At 57.3% G+C, this 26,996-nt stretch carries 22 protein-coding genes; 10 read left to right on the forward strand and 12 right to left on the reverse strand.

Going from position 1 to position 26,996, the window contains the following annotated elements; translation table 11 throughout:
- The first annotated feature begins 367 nt into the window (after positions 1-367).
- Positions 368-1,405 (forward strand): hypothetical protein, encoded by a 1,038-nt coding sequence (locus QML71_RS02165; protein WP_282010258.1) that lies wholly within the window; start codon positions 368-370, stop codon positions 1,403-1,405.
- Positions 1,406-1,437: 32 nt separating this feature from the next.
- Here QML71_RS02165 and QML71_RS02170 read toward each other — a convergent pair whose 3' ends face one another.
- Positions 1,438-2,928, reverse strand: a complete 1,491-nt coding sequence (locus QML71_RS02170; protein ID WP_282010259.1) for an MltA domain-containing protein — start codon at positions 2,926-2,928, stop codon at positions 1,438-1,440.
- A gap of 112 nt (positions 2,929-3,040) precedes the next feature.
- Complete coding sequence (gene rnhA / locus QML71_RS02175) at positions 3,041-3,484, reverse strand: ribonuclease HI (protein WP_282010260.1); 444 nt, start codon at positions 3,482-3,484, stop codon at positions 3,041-3,043.
- 144 nt (positions 3,485-3,628) lie between these two features.
- Between rnhA and QML71_RS02180 the strand changes: the two genes are divergently transcribed.
- The 7 genes from QML71_RS02180 (at position 3,629) to QML71_RS02210 (ending at position 9,584) form a co-directional block, all read left to right on the forward strand.
- Positions 3,629-4,153, forward strand: a complete 525-nt coding sequence (locus QML71_RS02180; RefSeq protein WP_282010261.1) for a ferritin family protein — start codon at positions 3,629-3,631, stop codon at positions 4,151-4,153.
- A gap of 449 nt (positions 4,154-4,602) precedes the next feature.
- Positions 4,603-5,235, forward strand: coding sequence for a carbon monoxide dehydrogenase beta subunit family protein (locus tag QML71_RS02185; protein ID WP_282010262.1), 633 nt, complete (start codon positions 4,603-4,605; stop codon positions 5,233-5,235).
- A gap of 88 nt (positions 5,236-5,323) precedes the next feature.
- Entirely contained in the window at positions 5,324-6,574 is a 1,251-nt protein-coding gene (locus QML71_RS02190; RefSeq protein ID WP_282010263.1) for a transketolase C-terminal domain-containing protein, read from the forward strand.
- 76 nt (positions 6,575-6,650) lie between these two features.
- Positions 6,651-7,556, forward strand: coding sequence for a thiamine pyrophosphate-dependent enzyme (locus tag QML71_RS02195; protein WP_282010264.1), 906 nt, complete (start codon positions 6,651-6,653; stop codon positions 7,554-7,556).
- Between the two features lie 31 nt (positions 7,557-7,587).
- A complete protein-coding gene (locus QML71_RS02200; protein ID WP_282010265.1) occupies positions 7,588-8,328 on the forward strand; it encodes a 2-oxoacid:ferredoxin oxidoreductase subunit gamma family protein in 741 nt (246 codons plus the stop codon).
- Positions 8,329-8,377: 49 nt separating this feature from the next.
- Entirely contained in the window at positions 8,378-8,659 is a 282-nt protein-coding gene (locus QML71_RS02205) for a 4Fe-4S dicluster-binding protein (RefSeq protein ID WP_282010266.1), read from the forward strand.
- Between the two features lie 166 nt (positions 8,660-8,825).
- Positions 8,826-9,584: a hypothetical protein gene (locus tag QML71_RS02210; RefSeq protein WP_282010267.1), complete on the forward strand. Its 759-nt coding sequence runs from the start codon at positions 8,826-8,828 to the stop codon at positions 9,582-9,584.
- 135 nt (positions 9,585-9,719) lie between these two features.
- Here QML71_RS02210 and QML71_RS02215 read toward each other — a convergent pair whose 3' ends face one another.
- Genes QML71_RS02215 through QML71_RS02225 form a run of 3 tightly spaced genes read right to left on the reverse strand, consistent with a single transcriptional unit; the run spans position 9,720 to position 17,131 of the window.
- On the reverse strand, positions 9,720-15,695 hold the full coding sequence (locus QML71_RS02215) for an MG2 domain-containing protein (RefSeq protein WP_282010268.1): 5,976 nt from the start codon (positions 15,693-15,695) through the stop codon (positions 9,720-9,722).
- A 59-nt stretch (positions 15,696-15,754) separates the two neighbouring features.
- The gene (locus QML71_RS02220) at positions 15,755-16,627 is read right to left on the reverse strand and encodes a fructosamine kinase family protein (RefSeq protein ID WP_282010269.1); all 873 of its coding nucleotides are present in this window, start codon (positions 16,625-16,627) and stop codon (positions 15,755-15,757) included.
- Positions 16,628-16,636: 9 nt separating this feature from the next.
- Positions 16,637-17,131 (reverse strand): low molecular weight protein-tyrosine-phosphatase, encoded by a 495-nt coding sequence (locus tag QML71_RS02225; protein ID WP_282010270.1) that lies wholly within the window; start codon positions 17,129-17,131, stop codon positions 16,637-16,639.
- 184 nt (positions 17,132-17,315) lie between these two features.
- Between QML71_RS02225 and purB the strand changes: the two genes are divergently transcribed.
- The gene (purB, locus tag QML71_RS02230) at positions 17,316-18,611 is read left to right on the forward strand and encodes an adenylosuccinate lyase (RefSeq protein ID WP_282010271.1); all 1,296 of its coding nucleotides are present in this window, start codon (positions 17,316-17,318) and stop codon (positions 18,609-18,611) included.
- A 9-nt stretch (positions 18,612-18,620) separates the two neighbouring features.
- Positions 18,621-19,325 carry a phosphoribosylaminoimidazolesuccinocarboxamide synthase gene (purC, locus tag QML71_RS02235; protein WP_282010272.1) on the forward strand — a complete coding sequence of 235 codons (705 nt, stop codon included), beginning with the start codon at positions 18,621-18,623 and terminating at the stop codon, positions 19,323-19,325.
- A gap of 28 nt (positions 19,326-19,353) precedes the next feature.
- On the opposite strand, the gene QML71_RS02240 is transcribed toward purC, so the two are convergent.
- From QML71_RS02240 to aroF, 7 genes are all read right to left on the reverse strand, one after another.
- Positions 19,354-19,629 (reverse strand): hypothetical protein, encoded by a 276-nt coding sequence (locus QML71_RS02240; protein WP_282010273.1) that lies wholly within the window; start codon positions 19,627-19,629, stop codon positions 19,354-19,356.
- 5 nt (positions 19,630-19,634) lie between these two features.
- Complete coding sequence (gene orn / locus QML71_RS02245; RefSeq protein ID WP_282010274.1) at positions 19,635-20,216, reverse strand: oligoribonuclease; 582 nt, start codon at positions 20,214-20,216, stop codon at positions 19,635-19,637.
- A 159-nt stretch (positions 20,217-20,375) separates the two neighbouring features.
- Entirely contained in the window at positions 20,376-21,305 is a 930-nt protein-coding gene (gene argF / locus QML71_RS02250) for an ornithine carbamoyltransferase (RefSeq protein WP_282010275.1), read from the reverse strand.
- 82 nt (positions 21,306-21,387) lie between these two features.
- On the reverse strand, positions 21,388-22,251 hold the full coding sequence (locus QML71_RS02255; RefSeq protein WP_282010276.1) for a dimethylarginine dimethylaminohydrolase family protein: 864 nt from the start codon (positions 22,249-22,251) through the stop codon (positions 21,388-21,390).
- A gap of 131 nt (positions 22,252-22,382) precedes the next feature.
- Positions 22,383-23,054: a tetratricopeptide repeat protein gene (locus QML71_RS02260; RefSeq protein ID WP_282010277.1), complete on the reverse strand. Its 672-nt coding sequence runs from the start codon at positions 23,052-23,054 to the stop codon at positions 22,383-22,385.
- An 11-nt stretch (positions 23,055-23,065) separates the two neighbouring features.
- Positions 23,066-25,786, reverse strand: coding sequence for a [protein-PII] uridylyltransferase family protein (locus QML71_RS02265; protein WP_282010278.1), 2,721 nt, complete (start codon positions 25,784-25,786; stop codon positions 23,066-23,068).
- 158 nt (positions 25,787-25,944) lie between these two features.
- The gene (gene aroF / locus QML71_RS02270; protein WP_282010279.1) at positions 25,945-26,964 is read right to left on the reverse strand and encodes a 3-deoxy-7-phosphoheptulonate synthase; all 1,020 of its coding nucleotides are present in this window, start codon (positions 26,962-26,964) and stop codon (positions 25,945-25,947) included.
- Between the last annotated feature and the right edge of the window lie 32 nt (positions 26,965-26,996).

A 26,996-nucleotide genomic window follows, 5' to 3' on the forward strand; every position in this document is an offset into this window, starting at 1 on the left:
CCCGCCTCCGTGAAATGGGTTCGATCCGCAGTCTTCGAAATGAACATTTATCCTGTGAGGGCGCTCCCCTAAAAGGTCCCCCTTGCTCTGGATATTCAGGCAACCATTGTAGCCGTTTTTTTTTGTTTGTGGCCGCCTGTGCGGCGGAGTCCGGCGACCCCGCCAAAGAGCAGAAACAGGGGGAGGGCGGAGCGTTTCGACTGCCTTGACAAAGGCCTCGTTGCGCGGTTCCGCGAAGATGGACTGCACGCTCCTCTAGACAAATCGGGTGGGACTCCTTACATTAGAAAGTATGCATTTCCGACACGCGATACAGTTCTGTTCTGCCCTTCTGTGCGCCTTCCTGATAAGCGGGTGCGGCGGCAAGGTGTTTCAGATTCCTTACCAGACCGAGGTGGAAGAACCGCCGCCGACCGCCATCAAGGTCGGGCTGGAGCTGGGCGGCCACAACAAGTTCTTCAAGAAGTGGCTGGACGTGGAACAGATCGATATCAGCGGCATGGCCCGTTTGGACACTGGCGATTTTCTGCTGATCCACGATTCGAAGAACAACGACTCCGAGCAGTTTCGTCCGCGCCTCGGCGTGTTGGCGGTGGACCCCATCCTGCGCGTGTCCACCTACCGCGAAATCCGCATCGACGACCGTGTGTGGGCCAAGCAGGGCGGGTTGTCGAACGATCTGGAAGCGGTGTGCGGCCTGCCGTTGTCGCGGAACGAATTCCTGCTGCTGGAAAGTTCATATTATGAAGGGCGCTTCGGCCGCATCTTCCACGTGCGCCTGAAACAGCGGGGCACGGTCTGGAAAGCGGAGGTCCTCGGTGCGGTGCCGTTGCCGCAACCGATACGCAACGAGACGCCTTACAATTTCGAAGGCATGGGCTGCATTCAGGATTCCCGCGACACGGTCGAAGTGGTGTTGGGCGACCGCGGTCACGGCAAACAGCGCAGCCGCCTGTTGTGGAACACGCTGGATCTGAAACGGAACCGGTTCACGCGTGGCGATCGTTTCAAGACGTTGGAGTACAGCATCCGCGCCCCGGTGTGGGAGGCTTTGGGCGAGACCACGGTGCGGCACATTTCCGATTTGTACATCGACAAGCTGGGCCGCATGTGGATCGCGTCGTCGTATGAAGGCGGCGACGGCGACTTCGGTCCGTTCGCCTCGGTGGTCTATATGGCGGGGTACGCGTCGCCGGGTCACATCCTGCCTGTGGACTGGAATCCCGATCCGGTGTTTCAGGTGAAGATCGGCGGCCTCAAGATCGAGGCGCTGGGACCGCCGCTGTCCCCCGACTGTTTATTGAGTGTTGGCACCGATGACGAAGGTTTCGGCGGCCAGTTCGGGGAGGTGTTCTGCAAGGACCCGGACATCGAAGTGACCAGCGAATCGCTGCCCACCAACTGACGGCGTTCTGCCGTTTTTGTATCTTGGCACCCTTATTTTTTGAGCAGATAGAAGATGCGGCCGTGCTGGTTGTAATGCCCGGCGGCGGCGCCGGCGGCGGCCCCCACGCCGAAATACAGATCCCCCCGTTTCGGGCCTTTGATGGCGCTGCCCGTATCCTGATCCAGCACAAAGCGTGAAAACGGTTCCCAGCCGACGATGCGGTGGTCCGCATCCAACACCGGTTTGGTGGCGGAGATGAAGGCCAGCCCGCCGCCCGGATAGAGGCGTTTGTCAGTGGCCAGGGCGCGCCCCGCCACCAGTTCCACACCCGCCGACCCCGTCGGCCCCTGGTCCGCCAGTTCAAAGAAAATATAACGCCGGTTCTGGTACAGGTAACGCGGGATGTGGTGCGGGTTGCGCCGGAAATAGGCCTTGATGCCCTGCATGCTGCCTTGGCCTTCGGTGATGACGCCGTCGTTGATCATTTGCCGTCCGACGCTTTTGTACGGCAGCTCGTTGGAACCGTTGAAGCGGACCGCCTGCACCGTGCCGTCGGTGAACTTCAGGTAGCCCGACCCTTGTATGTGCAGGAAGTAGCGGTCGAGGTCATCCTTCAGCCAGGCGATTTCCAGGTTGTGGTCCTGCAGCACCGCGTCGCCGTCGATTTCCTTGCGCGTCAGCAGCAGGTTGCGGGTGCGCGCGCTGAGATGAAACCCGTAGTCGCGGTTGCTGGCGCGCTGGTTCCAGGTCACGCGCCTTGTCGGCACCTGCTCGGGCTTGCGGTACAGCGGGTACGAGTATTCCGCCGTCGGCTGGCGGCTGGCGTCCATGATGGGTGTGTAGTAACCGGTGAACTGCATGCGCTTGTTGCCGTCCGGTCCTTTTCCGGCTTCGATGATTTCAAACTGTTCGTGCACCGCCTGGTTGAACGCCGCTGAAGACAGGTTGCGACGCAGCAGCCGGCGGAAGGCCACGAGGGTTTCCTTCAATTCCCGTTTTGTCACCCGGCGCGATCCCAGGCGCAGGCGTTCGTCGAGGTTGGCAAAGCGGAACGCCGCCAATTGCCGGTCGATGGCAGTGAGCAGGGTGCTGCGGCTCATGTCGTCGTCGAACACCGGTTGCGTCGCGGCATCGAAGCCGGAGCCCTCTTCATCCGATTCATCCGAATCCGTTTCTTCATTCAAAACAGAATCGGAGCCGTGAGCCGGATCCACCGTGACGGGTGCGGGCGGCGGCGTGAAGGTTTTGTCGGTGAACACACGGGGACCGGTTTGCGTTTCTATTTCCTCCTCGGCCTCCGTGACGTCTTCCTGCGGTGTGACAGCCGCCTGCGTGTCCGCCTCGTAATGCACCGCGTAGGGCAGGTCTTCCACCCGTTGCGGGTCCAGCGGCTCAATCTGGTGCAGGAGGTGAGTGGTTTCATCCGGCTGGGTGGGCGGCAGCACCGGGTGCGGAGTGGGCGTCGTTTGGGACGTGTTGGTTTGGACGCTGGGATGCGGCGGCGGGGGTTCTACAGCAGGCAGCGTGGCGCACGAACTCAAAAACAGAAAAAACGTGGCCGCCAGCGCCCCCGGTGGCAGTGGCCGTGTGTTTGTTCTCTGTGACTGGCAAGCCCCTCGTCGCATTGTGGTGAGTGTCCCGTACGTTGGCGGGTTAACGTTGGCGCTGCATGTCAACGATGGCCTCGTTGGCCAGTTGATCGGCGCGTTCGTTTTGTGGATGCCCCGCATGGCCGCGCACCCATTTCCAGGTGATGCGGTGGGTGTCGTTGAGGCGGCGCAGTTCCTGCCACAGCTCCTTGTTCTTGACCGGTTTTTTGGTGCTGGTGGTCCAGTTGCGGCGCACCCAGTTGTCCATCCATTCGGTCATGCCTTTGACCAGGTACTCGGAGTCGGTGTACAACTCCACCTCGCTGGGCTCCTTGAGTTTTTTGAGGGCGACGATGGCCGCCGTCATTTCCATGATGTTGTTGGTGGTGCTGGGGTCCGAGCCTTTGAACTCCTGCTGGCTCCCGTTCTGGAAGATGAGTCCGCCGTATCCGCCCGGACCGGGGTTGCCCTTGCAGGCGCCGTCGGTATAAATGAGAACTTTTTTCATGAGGAACGCCTGATCCTAGTATGCTTATAATTCATTGATTTATAAAACAAAAACGAAGCAATGATAGCATATTTTAAGGAGCGGCAAAAATAATTGAAAACTTTTTTGCGATGACAAGCCTCTCATAAAGGAGAGCAGGTGTTTATGAAGTTTCGGGGGGAGGCGCTCATGGGTACCGATCTGGGAGATGAATTGAAGGTCAGCCTGCAATGTTCCGATGCCTTGGAGATTTGCATGGCGATGGAACGCGAGGGCATTGCCTATTATGAAAAGGCGGTCCGCCGCACGACCGATGAACGGGTGCGCCAGGTATTCCAACGCCTGGCCGGGGACGAGCGGGATCACGCCCGCACGCTGAAGGAGAAGTCCATTTTTCTGCAACCGGCGGTGCAGCGGCGCACTCCGGAGAAGCCCGAAGTGCAGCAGTTCATCCGCCAACAAATTCTGGGTAAAGTGTTCCCCGACGCCGAAAGCCAAGATGCCAGTCGATGGACGGACGCCGAGGCGCTGGAGGTCGGCATCCAGGCAGAGCAGAACTCCATCGAGATATTGGAACGATTGATCGCGCAGGTGACCAAAATCGATGTGCGCACCGTGTTCTCACATTTGTTGGCGGAGGAGAAAAGACATCTTGAGCAATTGCAGGCTCTGAAAGTCGAACTGGCCTGATTCCAGCCCCTTCCGCCGGGGGCGGGCAAAAATTCGCCTGTCAGTCCATCCGGGTTATCCATCGTAATGTTGCCATTCAGTCTGTATTTATGATGTTTGTAACGAACTTGAAACGGATTGGGAATGCCGGCAGAACTTGACCGGGTTTTGCGGGACATCATTTTCCGCCTTTTAAGTCATTGCATTATTTAGAGTTGTATGGGTGCTGGCGGCCGGGTGGGGCGGCGTTGGCAAAAAACGGGATTTTTGATGCAGGCGCGGGCCGTTTTTTCTGGATTTCTTCAAGTTTTTCCCCGTTTTTTTATTGGCAGGAAGCCGAATCGGGATACAATCAACCCGAAGTATTTAAAAGGGAAAAGGTTTGACAACCTCTTTAAATGTGGTTTATAGTTGAACTTCCTGGCATGATCTAAGTTTACATAACCCTTTAAAATAAAAGGATTACACGGATGGCACAGTATCAGGTTTTGCCTGGTCCTGAGGCGTTTTTGCCTCCCGCCGCGGCAAGTATGGGAGTTGAATTGCCGGACCCGGGGCAGGCGCATATAGAGGGCCGTATTGTTGATGAAGAGGAAGCTTACGAATACGCTGCGCGGAAGCTGTTGGCCGCGAAAGTGCCTACGATTTTCCCCGGCCCCCTGGTGTTGTGGAAATGGAATGAGAAAGCCGCGCAGAAAGCAAAGGCTTTGCGCAAGCTGGCTGACTCAATGCCCATGCGGTTGATTCCGATGGCGGACTATCGTCCGAAGTATCCGAAGATCGACCCGGAAGTGGAGATCAATCCGAACCATCCCAATCTGACCATCTGGCATAACAAGATCGACGCGTGTATTTTTGTCGGGGTGCATTGCCATCAGGCAAACCTTGCGTTGAAGATCATCCGTGGCGGCACAGATTGTTATACGATCGCCATGTGTGCGCAGGCGGGCCATGAAGATGCGTGCTTGTCGTTCCGGGATATTTCTGTCCAGACGATCGAGAAGATGACGGAAACCATTCTCAGGCTGAAGAAGGAAGGCGTGAAAAGTCAGGCCGTTCCTTTCCAGCAGTTTACAATGAACCTCCAGGGGCGCGTGGCTTAAGGCGTTCCCGTTGGCATATAAATAAATTCAATTTGCGAAATCGCTTTTAATAAAGGCGCTCTTTTACAAAAAATGAGGGAGTGATTTTATGAATAAAAAGGTTGAAACCCAGGGCAAAAAAATTGTTTTGTCCCAAACTGTGAAACTGGGACATAAGACCGCAAAGGGTCAGGTTGTCACTGACCCGAACGAAATGTTTTTCGAAGCGGAGCGGACTCCGTCCTTCCTGACCGGTTCCGAGGTCATTCGCGCCGCCATCAAGCGGGCGAATCTGGATGTGTCCGTAGCCTATCCGATCACCCCTCAGAGTGAAGCGGCAGCATTGATCGGTGAGTTGTTCGCCGAAGGCTACGTCAAGGAATACTTCCGTGGTGAAAGCGAATTTGCGGTCATGGGTGAATGTGCCGGTGCGGCGTTCGGCGGCGCGCGCGTGTTCACCACCACGGCGGGTCCGGGCACCATGCGGGCGATGGAGAACTTCCCCATGTGGGCCGGTTCGCGTCTGCCCATTCAGGTCTGCGTGACCTGCCGCGGCATCAACTCGCCGCTCAGCATTCAGCCCGACACGCTGGAAATCTATTACCTGCTGGAAACCGGCATGCTGGTGTGGCACGCCGAGACGGCGCAGGATCTGTATGACTGGATTCTGGGCGGCTTCCTGGTCTCCGAGCAGCCGGACGTGCATCTGCCGCTGGCGCTGTGTTGTGACGGTTTCTTCGTCACTCACACCAAGGACACGGTTCTGTTGCAGTCCGACGAAATGTGTCTGCCGGAATACGATCCGTATCGCTCGCCGGTACCGTGCATGGACATGGAATGTCCGCCGGTCCGCATGATGCGTGATCCGTTCATCATGAAATCGAACTACATCAGTTACATGACCCACGCATCCTGGCAGCAGGAAGTTCACGCGGCGGTTGATCGTGCCCGCAAGCACACGAAGGTGTTGATGGGCGGTTCCCTGATCGAGACGCAGAACCTCGATCGCGAAATCCTGATTGTTACCTCGGGAACGGCCGTGTCTCAGGGTCGCGAGGCCATCCGCCTGCTTCAGGAAGAGCATGGCATCAAGGTGGGTTTGGTCAAGATCAAGTCTCTGCGTCCGTTCCCGCACGAAGAAATCCGGGAAGCGACCGCCAATGCCAAGCACATCATCGTGCCCGAGTTCAACGTGGCCGGATGGCTGGCGCGCGAGATCAAAGCGGTGGTCCCGAACAACGAGCGCGTTTATGCCGGTCCGCACGTTGCGGGCGGCATGACCATGCCTTCCGAGGTCATCGTCGAAGAGATCAAGAAATACCTGGGTGTCGGTGGCCAATCGTTGGGCGGCCGCGGCTGAGCTCCGGGATTTTTAAGAAGCGTGCTTTGAATTTTAAATCAAGAATCTTGAATTTATATATACGAGGTGACTGTTTATGAGTAAAGAACGAATTCAGCTGTGTGAAGACTTGGCTGACATCATGCCCTCGGAGTATCAGGACATGGTGGCCAATGCGACGTTCGGCAATACCAGCCGTGGTTGGAAGGATATCGGTACCAGTAAAGAATTGATCGAAGAGCATTCCCTGTGCGCGGGCTGTCCGGAATCGATTGCGTTCCGCTTCATCCTGGCCAGCATCCCGAATCCGGAAGACACCGTATTCGTCGGCTCCACGGGCTGCACCAGCCTCGTGTTCCCGCATATTGGCGTGCACAACATCCACTCCCTGTTCGGCAACCAGAACGCCATTGCGTCCGGTTTGCAGCGTGCCCTGAAAGTGCGCTTCCCGGACCGGATCAAAGATGTCGTGGTGCTGGCGGGTGACGGCGCTACCGTGGACATCGGTCTCGACATGACCATGCAGTCCTGGTTCCGTCAGGAAAAGTTCACCACCATCTGCTTTGACAACGAACTGTACGCCAACACCGGCGGTCAGGAAAGCGGTCTCATGCAGAAGGGCTTCGTCGCCAAAATGGCTCCGGTCGGCAAGGTGTTCGAAAAGGTACGCCTCCCGGAAATCGCATTCGAGTCCGGGTGTCATTACGTCGCGTGCCTGACGGTCTCCAAACCGAACCGCGTGGAAAAAGCGATTCGCAATGCCATTCACGTTTCGCGTGAATTCGGCCCGACCTACGTTCAGCTCTACACGCCGTGCATCCTCGAGATCGGCAAACAGAGCATGGAGGGTCTGGACGAGATGAAGGATGCGGAGTCCATTGGCGGTCGTTTCGTGATGAAGGAATTCATGACGGACGAAGTCAAAGAGTATCTGAAAGAACTCGACGCCAAGGAAAAAGAAGAAAAGAAGGCCGCCAAGGCCAAAGCCGCTGCCGCGAAGTAACCCGGTAGCAAAGGAGACTTAAGGAGACGTTATGAGTGAAGAGCAAATCATGAAGCGGATGAATATCCGAATCTCCGGCTTGGGTGGACAGGGCGCGGTTACGGCTGCGCATCTGTTGGCCATGGCCGCCAACAAAATGGGGAAATTCTCCATTTCCAACCCGTTTTTCGGCGCGGAAAAACGAATGGCCCCGGCGGAAAGCTACGTCCGCATCGGTCCGGTGAAAATCTACGACCGCGGCGAACTGGTGTTTCCGGAAATCATCATGGTGTTTCACCCGCAGGTCATCACCATGCAGAAGAGTTATACGGCTCCTTTCTACTCTGGAATCAAAAAAGGTGGCTTGATCATCATCAATACCAATACGGATCTGTTGTCGGATGAGGATCATCAGCGTCTGGAAGACCTGGAAGTTTCGGTTTTCAACTGCGATGCAACCCATCTCGCAATGGAAGTCGGCGGCACCGAGCTGTCCACCAATATGGCCATGATCGGCGCCTGTGCCGGCATCACCAAGGTGGTGGACCTGGATTCGCTGGAAGAGGCGTTGCAGGACCGGTTCGGCAAGCGGTATGTTGCTTCCGGTGGTACGGCAACGCTCGACGAAGCCATCAAAAAGAAGTACGCCAAGAAAGAGCAGTTGCTCGAGAAAAACAACAATACGATTAAAAAGTCTTACGAAATCGCCTTAGAGTGGGCGAAGACGTCCAAGTATTCGCCGGTGTTCTATGCGCCCGGCGAGTTCGAAGCCATCGCGGCATCGACGTCTTAAAGGCTTTTTGGATTTATAATCTTCAGGATACCGGAAGGAGCCATTCAGCGTGTATAACGTAGCTTATGTTCATGATGATAAATGTATCGCGGAAAAGGGATGCAGACTCTGTATCATGTATTGCCCTGAAGCGGACTGCATTAAACTCGATCAGGAAAAGATGAAAGCCGTGGTCATCACGCATCGGTGCAAGGGTTGCGATTTGTGCAAAGTGGTGTGCAGCACGCACAACGCGATCAGCATGCACCCTGTGGATTCGAAAAGCGGCAAAATCATTCTCGAGGCAGAGGAAGGGCAAACCGCTGGATTGGGCCAGGCCTACGCCGGGTAACTTCCTTGAATGTTCCAATAACCCATGGTCGAGTCCGGCCATGGGTTATTTTTTTTAGAAGAACCGGAACCCTCCGGCATTTGGGGTTCCCAACGGTCTGAGCCAACTTTCCGTACCCGCTGTTTCCATCCAAGAAGCCTGACGGCTGATTCTTATAGAGTGTTCTATGGAAAAAAACGTTTCCAAAAGTGTTGAATGCAGTTTGTGCCAGGCGTCTTACCATCCGATCTACGAACCCGCGGAAGGGGAAGGGGCGTACCAGATCCATTGCTCTTCCTGTGTGAAACGCATCCAGATCGCCAAAAGCGATTTCGTGCGCGTGGCTCTCAAGGAAGTGCTGGGCATCAAGGGCGAGGCGTTGGCGCTGGCGGTGCAGACCTACCTGTCCAATTGTCCCTGCGGACAACCGTTCAGCTACGATGCCGGCAAGCGCTGCCCGGCATGCATCAAGAAAATCAAGAGGGAGATCCGCACGGACGATGCCCGCCCCCCGGATTTTTACTGCATCTGGAATGTCAAGAAACTGAAGGATCTGGAAGGGCGCCTGTTTGAATACATCATCAACCGCATGGATTCGGAAGAGTTGTCCATGCAGCAGTTGATCGACAGTTATGAGGCGGGCCAGATCGATCCCGGCGCGTACATGGAAGGGATCGAAAACATTCAAATCCGGGAATCGAAAGACATCGCCATCATCAAGACCTGGAGCATTACAGTGGGACCGGAAATGGCGTTCCGCGCCGCGGAAGAACATGCCCTGATCGACCGTTACGGCACGCGCATCCTGGTCAGCATGGCTTCCGCCATGGAGTCTGCGTTCGGCACCAACATCCTCACGACCCTGACACGGGAAGAGCAGAACCTGGACGGCCATCACAAAAAAGAGATCCAGACGTTCATCAAAAAAATCGCGGGCGGTTTCTAAAAAAAGTTGAATCGATCCCGCTGTGTTTGGACTCTAAAATGATGAAGGACGGTTTACGTCCTGTTTAGCAGATCTTCACGCCACCCCGGGTTCCCCTGACCCGGGGTGGTTTTTTTTATTCCGCACCCGGTCCGGTCACTCGACCCGGTCCACCACCCGTATCCGGGTTTCGCTGCCATTGGCGCGGATTTCCGGGATATACATGGCGTGTCCCAACACCGGCAGCGCGTGGAAATGTCCCGGCACCTCCGCGCGCAGGGTGTAACGGATTTCCCACACGCCCTGCGGCAGCTTGTCCACGAACAGCGCCACATTGCGGTCGCGCAACTCCTGATACACCCAGCGCTGGCGTCCGGTGTAGTCGCTGCTCGAAAGGTACGGCGGCAACGCCACCTGCTTGAACCGGCCTATCTTGCCCGCCACCGGTTCGGTTTCCGTACCGCCGAATTTCTCCAGCAGCGCCGACCATTTCAATTCGCGTGCGTGCAGGTCTTCACCGCTTCGTATCTGCACCGCCTCAAAGCCTGCCGGTTTCAAATCCTCGAACACCAGGTATTCGTAATGATTCTTGGCTTCGATGGTGAGAACGGTTTCGATGCGGTCGCCGCTGGACACGCTGTCGCCGTCATTGAGCGGTTGCTTGTCATAGACGTAGCCTTTCAACAAACTGGGCCGGCCCACCAGCTTGTAGTACTGGCGCTTGACGAAGATCTCGTTGCCCGCCGGGGTGATGGGTTCCTCCAGGCTGAAAAACTCCGCGTGCGCGGCGAAGTACAACGGCCCGTCGCCGGAGCGTTGGATGAGGATTTCATTGGCGCCGCTGCGGACCAGCCCGGAATCGATGGTGTACCGGCTCGGTGCCTGCAACACGTCCTCGACGCGGGTTTTGGCGATGGAGCGGCCGTTGACGATCAACTCATATTCCTGGCCACCGGTCAGTTCGCCGGAAACTTTGAGGTAGTCTGTGAGCGCCAGCAGCGCGATGGAGGTGTTTCTCGTGTTGCTCCAGTGCGCGCCCCGCCGGTTTTTCACCAGCCAGTTCATGGCGGGCTCGATCAATTTGTTGCCGGGATCGATGGTCAGCAGAGCCCGCAGGACAAAAGCCGTGGCCTCCACACCGCCATCGGACCAGCGGTAGTAGATGCCGTCTTCGCCCCAGTGCGCCGTCGCCATGACCGCATCGTTGTCCCCGGAAATGCCGCGCTGGATGATGGACTGATCGGGCCGGGCATCCACCTGCACGCCGTTTTCCAGGTTCTCGACCAAGACGGCCGCGTCGTCATGGTGGTTGAGGTAATGCGCCGCCAGGGCCAGCAAGGCCCGGCTGTATGCGTTCAACCGGTCTTTGTGATGCCACAGATTCTGGTACGCCTTGGCCTGAAATTTATTGGAACGGTTCTGTTTTTTCAACGTGTGGCCGTGATGCGCGGCGGCGTGGAGCAGAAACGCCTGCATGTCGTACTGGGTTTCGGCCTCGACCAGCGCCCGGTTCAAAAAACGATAGGCACGTTTTAAAACATCGGACCGCACCTCCACGCCGGCCTCGCGTGCCAGGTTAAGCCCCCATAACACGTAAGCCGACATGAACGGATCGCTGTCGCCCTTCTTCCACCAGCCCCAGCCGCCATCGCCGTGCTGGAAGTCGTAGAGCCGATCCAGTCCGGCCTGCACCATACGTTGAAGTTTTTCGAGGTCCTGCTTGCCTTTGGGATGCGTCTCGCCCGTGTGCTTGGAGTCGATGCCGCCAAAAATGCGGTTCATGGCGGCGGTTTCATCCAGGCCCAGATCGCGCAAGGTTTTGCCGACGATCACCGTCGGCAGAAAACGGCTCAGGGTCTGCTCGGTGCAGCCGTAGGGGAAATCGATCAGGTATGGCAACGCATCGAGCATGGTGACGGCGATGCTGGGGCTCACCTGCACGCTGAATTTGGTAGAGTCGATTTTGCGTTCCCCCGGGATGTCGAGCGTCACCGACACCGATTTGCCGCGCACCTTTCCCGATTTGGCGAGGAATTTTTCGATGCCGTGTTCATGCACGACAAACCGTTTTTCCATGGCGTCGCTCAGTTTCGGCGTGCGCGCCAACACCTGAACTTTCACATCGCCGGGCTTTTCCACCACGGCCAGCCAATCCACGCGCACCTCTCCGTGAGCCGGAACGGCAACCAGATTCAGTTGCCCCTTCGCCGACTGGGTGTGCGTCAGGCGTTTGACCAAACGCAGGCCGCCTGCCGCATCGATGCCCGGCGCCACGTTCAGCGGTTCACTGGTGTTGTTGTTGATGACGGCGGATAGAGTGACCTCGTCGCCGACCACAAAGAAGCGCGGTGCCTGCAACCGCACGATGAGAGGATTCTGCGTGCGTGCGTTGCCTGTGGCGATGCCGAAGCGGTTGCTGCGGTCCACCACGCGCGCCGTCGTCCGCCACTCAGTGAGGGAATCCGGAAACGTCATCTTCACCGTGGCTTTTCCATCGTTGCCGGTATGCACGTTGGGTTGCCACAACACCGTGGTGCGGAAATCGGAGCGTACGGTCACCGCCGATTCTCCCATTCCCGTATGGTCACCTTTATCCAGTTCCTTGTTGCCGACCCTGCCTTCGGTTTTTACCTGGGCCATGTCCATGGACATCGGTGCGGATTCTTCCATGAGTTCGCCGGGCGCAGGGGCGTAATTCGCCTTCATTTTGGAAGCCGCGCCGAGCTGGTCGCTGAACCCCTTGCCTTCAAACCGGCCGGGCTCCTGAGAGCGCCGCTCCAGTTCACTCTGCCGCAACTGATCTTCGCGTTTGCGATCGCGGTAGGCTTTCATCTGGAACGTGCTCATCATGTTGAGGCGGTTGGATCGTTTGGTTCCATAGAAAAACTGCCGCGGGTCCGGCGCCAGGTCTTCCTGAATGTAGAACACCGATTCGTCCACCAGCGAAAGCGCCACTTCGGTGGCCACGGGACGGCCTTTGTGATCGAGTGCGGTGACGGTCAACGTGCCTTCCTCACGCGGCCGGTACTGGTCGCGGTCGGCCTTGACCTCCACGTTCAGGAACTGTTTTACCGGCGGCACCACCACCTGTTTGACGTCCCGGTGAATCTGGTTATCACTCACCATGAGTCCGTTGAGGAACATGTTGGGCACGTGCTTTTCCTGCACATCGAGTTCCACCAACTTCACATTGCCGGTCAGGTGCACAAGTTGATAACTGTACAGGTCGTCGGCGGACACACTGAACAGCACGTAACGATCGCTGCTGTGCGACACCAGCATGACCGGGGCCGTTTCGCCTGCATGAAAAGTGTCCTTGTCAACGATGATCTCCAATCCGCCGTGGCGGTACCCGAGCTCGGTGGTGGCGTTGTCCGCCACCCAGACCGTGGTCTCGGCGATGATGGGCACGCTCTGCGCGTGTTGTTGCGATGTCCACTGCAAGCGGTAATAACCTTCCCGTTCCGGTGTGAACGCAACGCGGGCTTCGCCTTCCGCGCTGGTGGTCACCGAGCGGGTGAGGATATCATCGTGTTGATAGCCGCGGAATTTCAGACGCCATCCCGGCTGGCCGGGCAGGGGCGGTGGCGGGAAGATGGAAACTTGTTCCCGCAACGCCTTCAACTCCGCGCCCTGCACTTCGCTGCCGTCGGGCGCAATCCAGATTTCAAACCAGTGATCGCGCGTCACCTTCACCATGCCGGTGGCGGCATGCGGGCGCTGGTTGGCGTCCAGCGATTTCACTCCAACCGTGATCTGGTCCTGCGGTTTGTATAAATTATGCTCGCCTTTCAGCTGCACGTAGTAGGGCTGACGCGTGACTTTCACCGTGCCCTTGGCGACCACTTCCCGCCGCGAGGCATCGGTGACCCGGGCCTCGATCTGGTATTCCAGATCCTGCCCGCCACGCTGCGTTTCAAACGTCAACCTGGCCTTGCCCTCGACATCGGTTTTCAGGACCTCGCGCTTGACCTGCTGGCCCGAACCCCAGTAGCGGTGCGGTGGCGCGATCATGTCGCGGTAATACCAGGGATAGGTGCGTTCCCGATGCCAGACGTGGTAGTAAGGTCGTTGATACACCACCACCTCAACGTTGGCGTTGGCGACAGGACCCCCGAAGTAGTAGGCCGCGTGAATATCCACCGCCACCTCATCGCCCAGTTGAAACACTTTAGGCTTGCCGTTTTCCTCCGGGCTGTGGACGGCAACCTTGAACTCCGGCAGTTTGTATTCTTCCAGCCGGAACAGCGCCGCCTGGCCGATCTGCCTCCGGTTTTTGCCGGTGCTGTGGAATTGAATCCGGTACTCGCCGAGCGGCAGGGTTTTGGGCAATTCCAGCTCCCCCCAGGCGCTGCCGAATTCATTCAGCTTCACGGTATCTTCCTTGAGCTTGGTGCCGCGCGGATCGTAGAGGATGTAATTCAGCGTGGCGTTGGCGGGTGTGTTGTACACCTCGCCGTCGTAAGTGCGGGCGGTCAGTTTCCATTGCACCGTTTCTTCCGGGCGGTACGCCGGGCGATCGGTGTGCACGTAAATTTTCCAGGGGTGCTTGCCGGAATGATACGTTTGGTTGTAGCCCGTCACCAGCGCCTGCCGTCCCTTGTGGGCCGCAGCCATGAAGTATTGGGAATTGTTTTTCCGGTTTTGCAGGTCGAACACCACCAGGCCCTGTTCATTCGTCTTGCGTTCGGCATCGGCCCACACCCAGTTGTTGCCGTTGTAGTAGTACTCGAAGAAATGCACATCCGCCCCGGCGATGGGCGCACCGCTGACGCTGTCGCAGAAATAGCCAAGCGCCTGCTTGCTCGCCGTTTGCGTGACCAACGCGGAGTCGGTGACGAGGATCAGCTCCCGCACCTCATGCCCGCCACCTGTAGCGCGCAGCAGATAGGCCCCCATCGGCAGGCTCTTTTTAAGCTGGAGCGTGCGCGAACCGGGAATGTGGTCGCCGGTGTCTTCCGTATCCTCGCTCCAGTTCTGGACCCCGTTTTTCAGCAACAGATTGACGGTGTCCAGCCATTGCGAAGGATTGCGATGGTCTTCCAGGTCCACGTCGCGGGTCAGGTCGATGGCATACAGTGCGAGGTCGATGCGCGACAGGTTGCGCCAGGACAACGTCACCTCCGGTGTGGTGCCGGGCAGAAAAATACTGTGCGCTGCCAGAGTCAGCACCGGGCGGGTGATGCTTTCAATCTGGCGCCGGGCGTCGTCGTGATAGCGGGTTTCGCCCTTGCCGTATTCGCGCAGCAGTTGCGTGTAATACTCCAGCGCTTTTTTGTAGTTCTGTTTGCGCACGGTCTGGCCGTCGGCGAGGATGATGACTTCGCCGGAGCCCGCCAGCCACTGGGCGTAATGGTACAATGCGTCATCATGCCATTCTGAACTACGCCCTGCTTTCAGCGCCTCTTCAAACGCTTCGGAAATTTTTTGTTGATGCCATATGTTGCCGTTGCGACGCAGCGCCATGGCGTACAGGTATTGCGCATGGTGCCGATCGGCATCGCGCCGGGCGATTTTGCGGGCGTTGTCGAGGAATGGGAGCGGCACATTCATGCCGTAATAACCGTAGTGGTAGTGTGGTGGGATCCAGGAAGGCTGCGTGATTTTCCAGATCATGCCGAGGTAACGCTGCCGCGCCAGTTCCACATCGCGGGCTCCCGCCCACCAGTCGAGAGCCCTCTGATAATAACGCCATCCGCCGCCCCAGTTGCGGGCCTGCGCGCGCAGCCAGTGGAAATCGCCGAGCGACTCCTGCACCTCCGCCCAGATGCGGTCGCGAAATTCCGGATGCTTGATATCGCGCACCATTTTTTCAAGCTGGAACCGGGCCTTGTCCGCTGCCGTGGTGTCCGGGTTGTTGGAGGCCGACTGCGCCCGCCACAGCGTGTCGGCCAGCCGGAACTGCACCCAGCGCGAGTCCTCGTCGTTCAACGTCAGGTTCTTCGCATCCAGATACAGTTTGTGCGCGCGGGAGTACGAACCGCGGTCGTACAACTGCTCCGCGTCGTTTTTGAGTTGCTGAAAGAGTTCCGGGCTGGAATTGGAAAAAGAGGGCGTCGATGGAATCAGCAGAAGACACAGTGCAAGAACGAGCCTGGATACGTTTTTAAAAAATCGGGATGGGGTGGGCATACCGGTTCTCCTTGTCAGGGGCCGCCATACGGCCTGGGTTTGTCCCACGTTTCAGCCAGTCATACAAAGTGGTTCACCACGGACTTCACCGAGGACAAATAAGAACTGCCAAAAAGGTTGAGGTGATTGAGTAAATGATACAGGTTGTATAATTTTTTCCGTTCTTCATAGCCGGGATTCAACGGATACACTTCCTGATACGCGTCGTAAAAGCGTTGCGGCAGGCGGCCGAACAACTCTGTCATCGCCAGGTCCGCCTCGCGCAGCCCGAAGTAGGAGGCGGGATCGAAAATGCAGGGCGTGCCGCGGGCGTCGGCAAAATAATTACCGGACCACAGGTCGCCGTGCAGCAGAGCCGGTTGTTCCCCGGTCACGTTCAGCAGCCGTTCCAGTTTGTTTAGAAGCAGGTCGAGACGCTGGTCCACGTTTGTAGGAAGGAGACCGCGCTGGCGCGCCAGGTGTTGCTGGAATCGCAGACGGTGCTCGCGGAAAAACACGACCGGGTCGGTTTCCGGTTTGTTGACCTGCACGGTGAAGCCGATGTAATTATCGCGGTCAAATCCATAAAACGCGTGCGACATGTGGTGCAGTCCCGCCAGCGCGTGAGCGAAGCGTTCATGGAAATCGCCGTCCGGGTTTCCGGGCTCGATGTATTCAAGGATGAGGAAACGCGGGCTGGTGGTTTTGGGCAGGCCGATGACCTGCGGCACGCGGGGACCCTGGGCGCGGCCCAGCAGGCGCAGCGCGTCCGCTTCCCGATGAAAAAAGTCCGGGGGCGGCTGATCGTTGTGTTTGACGAATACTTTTTCGCCGTTGGACAGCGACAGCAGCAGGGTTTCATTGATGCAGCCGCCGCCGATGGATTGCGTGTTCTGAATTTCGACCGGGCGGGCATAGATCTCTGCCAGCAGGTCGCGCATCTCGTTTTTCATAAAGACCGATCAGAATCGGGTTTTTATGTAGTCCAGGATCTGCGGACAGGTCCTGGACACGATTTCAAACACGTGTTCGAATCCGGAGTTTCCTCCGTAATAAGGATCGGGAACATCTTCATCGGCATCTCCGTTGGATTGTGGATCGAAGGAGCGAAACAGCTTGAGCTTTCGGTCGGCCACTTCCGGCGTGCACATGTATTGCAGGGTTTGCAGATTGGAACGGTCCATGGCGAGGATGAGGTCGTAGCGGCGGAAATCACCGGGCTGGAACTGCTGGGCGGTGGAACAGAGGGTGATGCCCCGTTTTTTTGCGGTGGCCCCCATGCGGGCATCGGGCGGGGCGCCGACGTGCCAGTTGCCGGTGCCGGCTGAGTGGATGAGGATTTTTTCCTGTAAATTCTGGGTGTTGACCAGGTGCTGGAACACCCCCTCCGCGAGCGGGGACCGGCAGATGTTGCCCAGGCAAACAAAGCAAATTTCAACGGTTTTGGAGGGTCCCATTGTATATTTGATTTAGGGTCGGAATCCGTTTAATATGGCGCGAGTTTTCCCATTCCGGAAAAACTTCTCACACTTGTTTGCGACAGTGACGGCACTTCGATCTCTTCATTGTAAGGGACCGGATCGGACCGCTCAACCGCCAATTGATTAAAAATTATTAATATACAGAACGAAGGATGCCGTTTTGATCGAACGTTATACCCTGCCCGACATGGCTTTCATCTGGAAGCCGGAAAACCGTTTTCGCATCTGGCTTGCCATTGAAATCCATGCCTGCGAAGCGCTGGCGCAGCGGAATGAAATTCCACAGGAAGCAGTGGACACGATAAAAAAACACGCCGGGTTCGATGTGCAACGCATCGATGAAATCGAGAAGGAAGTGAAGCACGACGTCATCGCTTTCCTGACTTCGGTGGCGGAACACATAGGACCCGAAGCGCGTTACATGCACCTCGGCATGACTTCGTCCGATGTTCTGGATACGTCGTTCGCAGTGCAGTTGAAGGACGCGTCGAACCTGATCATCCGCGAACTGGAACGCTTTGCGGAGGTGTTGAAGCAGCGCGCACTGGAGCACAAGAACACACCGGTCATCGGGCGCACGCACGGCATTCACGCGGAACCGACGTCGTTCGGCCTCAAGCTGGCCAACTGGTATGAGGAAGTGAACCGAAACCGGGTGCGCATGGAGCAGGCGCGGGAACAGATATCGGTCGGTCAGATTTCGGGTGCGGTCGGCGTGTTTGCGGGCATCGATGTGGACGTGGAGGAATACGTTTGCGACAAGCTGGGTCTGAAACCGGCGCGCATTTCGAGCCAGATCATTCAACGCGACCGGCACGCCGAGTTTTTCACCTCGCTGGCGATCCTCGCGACGACACTGGAGAAGATTGCCACCGAGATCCGTCATCTGCAAAAGACGGAAACGCTGGAAGCGGAAGAATATTTTTCGAAGGGCCAGAAAGGATCGTCCGCCATGCCGCACAAGCGCAATCCGGTGGTGTCCGAGCAGATCTGCGGGTTGGCCCGCGTGGTGCGCGCCAATGCGTTGGCGGCGATGGAGAACATGCCGCTGTGGCACGAGCGCGACATCAGTCATTCTTCCGTAGAGCGGATCATCGGGCCGGACAGCACCATCCTTGTGCATTACATGCTGAACAAAATGATCCGGCTGATGGAGCAGTTGGTGGTGTACCCGGACAACATGAAAAGGAACCTGGAATTAACGCGCGGGCTGGTATTCTCCGAGCACGTGCTGCTGGCGCTGACGCGCAAGGGCGTGACCCGCGACGAGGCTTACCGCATGGTGCAGCGCAATGCCATGCAGGTGTGGGAACAGGGAGGCGATTTCATCGCTTTGCTGAAGCAGGACAAGGACATCAAGGAACTGTTGAGCGCCCAGGAAATCGATCAGGCGTTCGATCTTAAAAAACATTTGCGGAATGTGGACCGCATTTTTGAGCGAGTATTCGAACAATAGGATGACATTATGAAACGATTGGAAAAAATATATGAAGGCAAATCCAAAAGCATTCATACCACCGAGGACCCGGATCTGGTGATCCAGTATTTCAAGGACGATGCCTCGGCGTTCAACGGCATCAAAAAAGGCGAGATCGTGGACAAGGGAATCGTCAACAACCACGTGTCGGCGGCGATCTTCAAGTTCCTTGAAGGGCAGGGCATCAAAACCCACATGGTGAAAGAGTTGAACGACCGGGAGATGCTGGTGAAGAAGCTGGATATCATTCTGGTCGAAGTTGTTTTGCGCAACGTGGTGGCGGGCAGTCTGGCCAAGCGCATGGGACGGCCGGAAGGCGAAGTGCTTAAACAACCGATCCTCGAGTTCTATTACAAGGACGATGATCTGGGCGACCCGATGATCAACGAATACCACATCCGCGAATTCGGTCTGGCGACCGATGCGGAGATCGAGGTGCTCCGCGAGCAGGGGCTCAAGATCAATCAACTGCTGTGGGACTACTTCAAGGAACGCAAGATCCGCCTTGTGGATTTCAAACTGGAGTTTGGACGCCACAAGGGAGAGATTTTGCTGGGCGACGAAATCAGCCCGGACGGATGCCGGTTGTGGCACTGGGATACCAACGAGAAGATGGACAAGGACCGGTTCCGGTTCGATCTCGGGCAGGTGAAAGAGAAGTACGAAGAAGTGTACCACCTGATTTGCGGATGATCCTGTGGGGGCCGCAAGGCCCCCGCTTTTACAGTTCTTTGCAGGTCACTTTGGTGGGCGGCGTCATGCCGCATTCGATCGACTCGGTGCGGCCGTTGGCGGCGCCGGCGCAGGCCGTGCTGATGCCGGTCTGCACGGTGGTTTCGTAATCCATCCCCTCCACCAGCTGACAGACGTCATACCCGTTGTATGAGATGCAGATCTCGCACTCGTACTTGCTGCCGCTCCAGATCATGGAGAACGTCAGCCCTCCAAAAATTCCGAGAAACAAGATGGTGGCCACGGCGGCCTTGTTCAGTTTCATGGTGGCTACAAGTCTCCATCCTCAGGGTGGTATTCCGCAAGGTCGATGAAAAAGTGATTGCGGTAAAAAATCAACTCCTCGATCGATTCACGCACGTCGGTCAACGCCATGTGGGAGTCGCTCTTTTTGGGCAGGCGGGTGCCATTCGGGTACCAGCGCCGGATCACTTCCTTGATGGAGGTGACGTCGATGTTCCGGTAGTGCAGGTAATCGGTGAGATCTTTCATGGAACGGTCCAGAAAACGCCGGTCCTGCTGGATGGAGTTGCCGCAAAGCGGTGACGTTTTATACGGGACGTGTTTTTTGATGAAGTCGAGGGTCATGCGTTCGGCTTCCTCGACGGTCAGTGTGGATTCGCGTACCTTTTGGATCAGGCCGGAGGCGGAATGCGTTTTCTGGTTCCACTCGTCCATCTTTTCCAGCAGCGCATCCTCCTGATGGATCACCAGGCTGGGGCCTTCGGCGATGATGTTCATCTGGCTGTCGGTGACGATGGTGGCGATTTCAATGATCTCTTCCTTGTCCGGATCCAACCCGGTCATTTCCAGGTCCATCCACACCAGGTTGCTGGGATCCACAACGCTCATAAGGCAATATCCATCAGAAAATTCCTGCTTTCAGGAGGGCCGGGTGTGCCCACCCCTTCGTTTTTAAATCGATTGAGAAGCCGATTTTAACTCAAATCGGCCCATAATTAAACCTTTACCGTTTCGCTGGGACTGCAAGCGGCGGCAGGTGCGGCAGGGTCATTGGATCAATCCATACAGGATGGCTTTTTGCAGGTGCAGGCGGTTTTCCGCCTGATCGAACACGATGGAGCGGGGGCCGTCGATCACGGAGGCACTGACTTCCTCACCCCGGTGTGCGGGCAGGCAATGCATGAACACGGCATCCGGTTTGGCGAACGACATCACCATGTCGTCCACCGTGTAGTCGGCCAGATCGTGCAGCCGCGTTTTGCGTTCCTCTTCCTGGCCCATGCTCGCCCACACGTCCGTGTACACCACGTCGGCGCCGCTCGCGGCTTCTTCGATGTTGTCCGTCAGGCAGATTTCGAGATTGTTTTTTTCCGCATCGTCGAGAATCCATTCCATTGCTTTCGGCGTGATCGTGTAGTTCGGCGGGCTGGCGATGGAGATGTGCATGCCCATGCGGATGCAGGCGAACAGCAACGACACCGCCATGTTGTTGCCGTCGCCGATGTAGGTCAACTTGCGTCCCGCCAGCGTGCCGAAGTGTTCGCGTAGAGTCATCATGTCGGCCAGTGCCTGGCAGGGGTGGTTGTAATCGGTCAGCCCGTTGATGATGGGGATGGTCGCATGCTGCGCCAGTTCCACGATCTCTTCGTAGGCGAAGGTGCGGATCATGATGGCGTCCAGGTATCGCGACAACACCTTGCCGGTGTCGCTGATGGATTCGCCCCGCGACAGGTGCATGTCCGATGGACTGAAAAACAAAGCCGCGCCGCCCAGTTGGTACATTCCCACCTCAAACGAGATGCGGGTGCGCGTCGATTGCTTGTGAAAAATCATGCCCAGCGATTTTCCCGTCAGCGCCGTGCGGTACTCCGCCGGCGCGCGTTTCATGTCGTCGGCCAGGTCGAGCAACGCGGTCAACTGCTCCCGGGTGAAATCAGTGAGCGCCAGAAAATCTTTTTGCGGCAACGAAATGTCCATACGGGCTTTCTTGGATGAGATCGAAAAGGAATTATTTTACACGATCCGGAGGCCGGGGCATACCCCGAATGCGGACGCAGGCTCAGCAGGAGGTGGAGACCTGGTCGGCGGCGGAATGCAGCGTATGCGGACGGTCCGCCGCGTCCAGCACCAGCGTCAGGCATTTGTTGGCGCCGCCGGCTTTCATGAACTCGTCCACCGGACACAACGCCACCCGGTAGCCCCACACTTCCAACTGCCGGCGCAGTGCCGGTGAGGTGTGATTCATGAACAGGGTGTCGTGCACGCGGGCGGTGTTGCAGGCAAAATGCCCGGCGTCCTCTTCGGAGACAAGAAGGCGGTTCTCCGGCGCAATGCGCGACTCGATGCAGCGCAAGGAGTCGGCGTCGAACGCGTCGGGGTAGTACATCGCCCGATCGTCCGGGAGCGGACAGAAGCAGGTGTCGAGGTGGTAAAAGCGGGGATTGATGAGATGCAGGGAAATCACCGGCCGTCTCACTTTCTGTTCGATAAAGCGGTGCGCGGCCAGGTCTGTGCGGAAGCCATAGCCCGCCCAAATCCAATCCTGCCCCGGCTGCGGCAGGGCGTCGCCTTCGCCTTCAAAGGCAATGGAGTCCGGCAACTGGGCCACGTCTCCGGCGTAATGCTGGAACCAGTCGCGGAAATGAGGCTCCTCGACCTGGCGTTCCGGATGTTTGAAGCGGCTCAGCACGAACGTGCCGTCCACCAGCAACCCGGCGTTGGCGGTGAACACCATGTCCGGCATGTCCGGTTTGGGGTCCAGCACGAAGACTTCCGCCTGCTGACTGAGAGCACGGTGAAACGCCTCCCATTGCCGGTGGGCCTGGGGCCGGTCGATGTGGTGAATCTGATTTTCCATCCACGGATTGATCACGTATTCGACCCCGAAATACTCCGGGGAGCACATCAGCATTTTGGGCTTCATGGTGGACCTCCTGTGACAGGGCTTCCTCTATTAAGATGAATCCGGAGGGCCGGGGGATTCGCAATAAAGTGCGAATAAATGGCTGATTTGTAGCGAGTTATTTCTTTTCTTCGGGGCGAGTTGGGAGTTCCCTACAGGTTCAGCGTGTCTTCGTACTGGCGGAACACGCCTTTTTCGTAAGTGTCGCGGATGCTGCGGATGTTGTTGGTCAGCCACAAGTTGGAAAAATCGGGCGGGTAGGGGGCGAAACTTTTCATCTGGCCGATCATGATGCGCACGTTCTGGTACCAGGAAATATTTTTCTGCTCCTTGAACAGGCCGCGTGCCTGGCGCAGTACCTTGACCGCCTCCTCGGTTTTGCCGTCGCCGAAATAGGTGAGCCCCAGACCCACGTAGCCCAGGCCTTCCTGCGGGCGCATGGCGACGACTTTCTTGAATGCGGCTGCGGCTTTGCCATACTGCTGCACCGCGCTCAGCATGTTGCCGAGGTTGAACTGCACCTCGAAATGGTCCGGATATTTCTCGGCCAGGTTCTGCGAGGATTTCATGGCTTCGATGAACCGTCCCGTTTTGGCGTAGGCGATGCACATCTTGACCCCGGCATAGATATGCAGATCCCTGGCCGGATCGGTTTCAATGAATTTCTGCCAGGCGGCGATGGATTCGGCGACGAACTCCTGCCGGTCGAGCGTCAAGGCTTCTTTCAGTTCCGCGTTGGCGGGCGCGGCGAAGACGCCGGGCGCCGTCACAGCGATCCACATCAGGGTGATCAGGGCTACAGTGCAACCGCGTTTCATGGGCATCTCGCAATCAGTCAGGCCACTTCCGCCGGTTCGTTGGGAAAGATCGGCTTGATCTCGATCAACGGCGTCAGGGCGTTTTTGAGCATGGATTTGAATTTGTCTTCTTCCTGCATGATTTTGCGCACATCTTCCGGACGCACGTAAAACACATTGGACGCATTTTCCAGATTGCTGTGGATCACCGCGCGCTCGATCTTCATGTCCAATTCGGAGAACACCCGGGTCTCCATCATCATGGTGCCCAGGATGTCGTGGGTCTCCACCTTCACCGTGCGTCCGATGATGGACAGGCGGAATTTCAGTTCCTTGTACTTGCTGATGTCCGACCCGGAATTCAATTGGCGGCCCCGGTACAGGGAAGCGATGTCCACCTTATCGACGAACACCCGGCGCAGATCGTCGAGCACCTGTTTTTGAACGAAGAAGAAGTTGGAAAAATCGATCGGGTCGCCGGTGGCGCTCACCACTTTGAAGAAGTCGAACACGTTGCCGTCGAGGGTGTGCACGTTGGCCTCGATGATGCTGAGGTGGTTGAACGCCAGCACCGTGGCGATCTTGTACAGCAGGCCCCGCTGATCCTGCGCGCACACCACCAGCTCCGCCGGTTGCTCTGGCTTGTAGAACAACTCCGTGGCAAAACGGTCGCGCGATTTCTTGAATTGGTCGTAGATCTGGAGTTGCGATTGCAGGTCGCGCGGCAGGCGGATCATCTTCAGAAATTCCTGCTTGACCGGGATCGACACACTCTCCCGCTTTTTGAACTGGAGCGTGAACTGATAAAAGTATTTGAGTTGATCGATCTGCGTTTTGGTCATGCGCATCTTCGTGCCGGAGCGGTCGGCGTAAGTGAGAAGGATGAGCATTTTCAGCCGCTCGACGTTTTTTTCCACCAAGTCCCAGATCATCTCGTACGTGGTGTCGTCGTCCGGGTCGAGCAACATGAGATCGCGCATCATGAGATGTTTTTCGACGAGAAAAGCGATGTCGCGGACCATTCTCTGGTTCTTGCCGAAGCCCAGGTTTTCCAGGATGTGCGGCACCGCGCGCGATCCCACCAGTTCCTCGTTTTCCCCCTGCGTCTTGAGTCCCTTGCCGATGTCGTGCAGGATGACCGACAGGCGCATGGTGGTCTTGTCTTTCAGGGAATGGTACAGCTCTGTGAGAAAGGGGTCCGCTTCCGGATCGATGTCCAGCCGGTTGAGTCCGTCGAGTGCCGCCAGCACATGGATATCCGTCGGGAACATGTGTACGTAGATGTCCTGCAGCAGGCCGCTCAGATTTTTGAATTCGGGAATGAAATAACTTTCGAGCAGGCGGAACTCGTGCAGGTAGCGGATGGCCTTGGCGAAATACTTGCCTTTCAGGATAGCGTGAAAATACTGCTGCACCTGCACCCGGTCCGACTCGTTCAGAAAAATCGGCAGCATGCGGTCGGCGTGGCGCTCGATGGAACGCACGACGGGATAGGACAAAAAGTAGTTCTTGCGCGACACCCAGGAAAACAATTCAAGCAGGGGCAGCGGCGAATCCCAGGTCACCTCCTCCTGCCCTTCCTGCAGCACGACCTGCGACTCGGAATTGAGCGCGAAGTATTCCGAAAGCCGCCGCGTTTTTTGCGTGGATGGCGTGATGCCGTCCCAGAACAGGTTGCGGCTGAAGCGTTTCATCGGCAACACGGCGTTGAAAAAATATTCCTGAAAAAATTCTTTCACGCGGTCGGGGTAGCCCATCGAATCCGCAATGATCTCCCGCACCTCGTAACTCAACACGTCACGGTGCGCGCCTTTCTGGTGGCAGTGCAGGAACAGGCGCATGCGCGACACGAAGTTGAGTGCTTTCTTCATGTTCTTGAACGCCGAGGTGCTCAGCGTGCCGTGGTTGTACAACTCGACCAGCAATTCAAACTGGTTGATGTTGTGGTACCCCTCCTGAATGCGCACCAGGCTGAGTGCCCAGTACAGGCGGCGCAGCTCTTCCTTGAGATTGGGTTCCTGCTGGAACACCGTGTTCTGCACTTCAAAGTAATCGCTGTATTGAAAACAGTGCTGGATGATGCGGTCCTTGTGGATCAGGCTGGCCGTCTTGATGGAACTGGTGAACTCGCGATACACCAGGGGATCGCCCGCCACCTGCCGGTGTTCGAGCAGCGAATGAAACGAGGCCAGCTCGTTGTCGGCCAACTCCAGATTTTGGGTGTCGATTTCCGAATGGCCGGTGCTGGCGGCGGTGGGAAAGATGTCCTGATACACCAGCAGGTAATCGAAATAATTGATGAGCTGGTAGCCGCGTTCTTTCTCTTCCTCGCTGGCGCCGGTGCGCAGCACGATCTGCAGATCGACGTCGGAATGAAAATACATCTCTTCGCGGCCATAGCCGCCGCGGGCGATCACCGCCACCGGGAAATCGTTGTCCACCCAGGGTTGGCTGCGGCCGCGGTTGCACATCCACATGGCGCGACGGAACGCCGTCTGCACCACGACATCGACGAGCCCGGTGCGTTTCAGCAACAGCAGATGGCTGTTTTCCGACTGCTGCAACTCCTGCTGCTGGAGTTCAGTTTCTTTCTGGACGAAGTGCGCCAGTTTCTTTTTGAATTCGAGGTAGAACGGCTGGGGGTTGCCGTCCTCGATCGAGGGCAGGTCCTGCGGGTCCGTGAGCTGCTCCAGTTGCGAGACAAGACTCTCCCTGTATGCTTGCGCTTGCCTCCGGTTGGCTTGATAAAGTTCAAACATCTGGACTCATCCACCAGCCTGCAGGCCGTAAAGGGACGGCAGGACCGCACAGGGTTCAAATGAAATGGGTTGTGACCCTCTCAGAATATACTAAAAGCCATTGCGTTTCAAGCGCAGCGACTTAAAGAAGCGCTTAAAATTCAATGGGTTATTTTTCGCTAGAGGGTTCGGCCCATGAGTTTGGCAAAGGGCCGGATGTTTTCCACCAGGCGGATGAACTTGGACGGTTTCAACGACTGCGGTCCGTCGGAGAACGCGTTGACCGGATCCGGGTGCACTTCGATCATCAATCCATCGGCTCCGGCGGCAACCGCCGCGCGCGCCATCGGTTCCACCAGGTCCCAATGACCCGTAGCGTGGCTGGGGTCGATGATGATCGGCAGGTGGGTTTCGCGTTTCAGCACCGGCACGCAGGAGATGTCGAGCGTGTTGCGGGTGGCGGTCTCGAAGGTGCGGATGCCGCGTTCGCACAGGATCACGTTCTTGTTGCCTTCGGACAGGATATACTCGGCGGACATTAAAAATTCCTTGATGGTGGTCATCATGCCGCGTTTCAGCAGCACCGGCTTGTCCACCTTGCCCAGTTCCTTGAGCAGCGAGAAGTTTTGCACATTGCGCGCGCCCACCTGTAACACGTCGGCGTAACGGGCGACCAGTTGCACGTCGCTGGGGTTCATGACTTCAGTGACGATAGGCAGGTGGGTGGCCTCGCGCGCCTCTTTCAGCAGCTTGAGGCCCTCTTCTTCCATGCCCTGAAAGCTGTAGGGCGAGGTGCGCGGTTTGTAGGCGCCGCCCCGCAGCATGTTGGCCCCCGCGTGTTTGACGGACGTGGCGGTGGCGATGAGCTGGTCGTGGCTTTCCACCGAGCACGGACCGGCGATCAACGCCAGCGCTTCGCCGCCCACCTGAACGCCGTTGCACTCGATCACCGAGTTGGCGCTTTTGATCTCGCGTCCCGCCAGCTTGTATGGTTTGAGGATGGGGATGACATCTTCCACGCCGGGCATGGAGTCGAGCACCTCCATCAGATGGTCCTTGAAATGCTCATCGCCGACCGCGCCGATGACTTTGCGTTCCACACCCTGGATTTCGTGCGGGGTGAATCCGTTTTCCTTGATTTTTTCCTTTACGGCCTGGACCTCCTCCGGGGAGGTGTCCGGCCTCAGTACGACGATCATTCTAAGCTCCTTGTTTGAGGCGTGTTATCAAA

It is taken from the genome of Nitrospina watsonii, from assembly GCF_946900835.1.
In the GTDB taxonomy this organism is placed as follows: Bacteria; Nitrospinota; Nitrospinia; order Nitrospinales; family Nitrospinaceae; genus Nitrospina; species Nitrospina watsonii.

Coding starts and splice junctions, on each gene's coding strand:
- rnhA (WP_282010260.1), bottom strand. CDS start 3,484: ATGAAAAAAGTTCTCATTTATACCGACGGCGCCTGCAAGGGCAACCCC.
- QML71_RS02180 (WP_282010261.1), top strand. CDS start 3,629: ATGAAGTTTCGGGGGGAGGCGCTCATGGGTACCGATCTGGGAGATGAA.
- QML71_RS02185 (WP_282010262.1), top strand. CDS start 4,603: ATGGCACAGTATCAGGTTTTGCCTGGTCCTGAGGCGTTTTTGCCTCCC.
- QML71_RS02190 (WP_282010263.1), top strand. CDS start 5,324: ATGAATAAAAAGGTTGAAACCCAGGGCAAAAAAATTGTTTTGTCCCAA.
- QML71_RS02195 (WP_282010264.1), top strand. CDS start 6,651: ATGAGTAAAGAACGAATTCAGCTGTGTGAAGACTTGGCTGACATCATG.
- QML71_RS02200 (WP_282010265.1), top strand. CDS start 7,588: ATGAGTGAAGAGCAAATCATGAAGCGGATGAATATCCGAATCTCCGGC.
- QML71_RS02210 (WP_282010267.1), top strand. CDS start 8,826: ATGGAAAAAAACGTTTCCAAAAGTGTTGAATGCAGTTTGTGCCAGGCG.
- QML71_RS02215 (WP_282010268.1), bottom strand. CDS start 15,695: ATGCCCACCCCATCCCGATTTTTTAAAAACGTATCCAGGCTCGTTCTT.
- QML71_RS02220 (WP_282010269.1), bottom strand. CDS start 16,627: ATGAAAAACGAGATGCGCGACCTGCTGGCAGAGATCTATGCCCGCCCG.
- QML71_RS02225 (WP_282010270.1), bottom strand. CDS start 17,131: ATGGGACCCTCCAAAACCGTTGAAATTTGCTTTGTTTGCCTGGGCAAC.
- purC (WP_282010272.1), top strand. CDS start 18,621: ATGAAACGATTGGAAAAAATATATGAAGGCAAATCCAAAAGCATTCAT.
- QML71_RS02240 (WP_282010273.1), bottom strand. CDS start 19,629: ATGAAACTGAACAAGGCCGCCGTGGCCACCATCTTGTTTCTCGGAATT.
- orn (WP_282010274.1), bottom strand. CDS start 20,216: ATGAGCGTTGTGGATCCCAGCAACCTGGTGTGGATGGACCTGGAAATG.
- argF (WP_282010275.1), bottom strand. CDS start 21,305: ATGGACATTTCGTTGCCGCAAAAAGATTTTCTGGCGCTCACTGATTTC.
- QML71_RS02255 (WP_282010276.1), bottom strand. CDS start 22,251: ATGAAGCCCAAAATGCTGATGTGCTCCCCGGAGTATTTCGGGGTCGAA.
- QML71_RS02260 (WP_282010277.1), bottom strand. CDS start 23,054: ATGCCCATGAAACGCGGTTGCACTGTAGCCCTGATCACCCTGATGTGG.
- QML71_RS02265 (WP_282010278.1), bottom strand. CDS start 25,786: ATGTTTGAACTTTATCAAGCCAACCGGAGGCAAGCGCAAGCATACAGG.
- aroF (WP_282010279.1), bottom strand. CDS start 26,964: ATGATCGTCGTACTGAGGCCGGACACCTCCCCGGAGGAGGTCCAGGCC.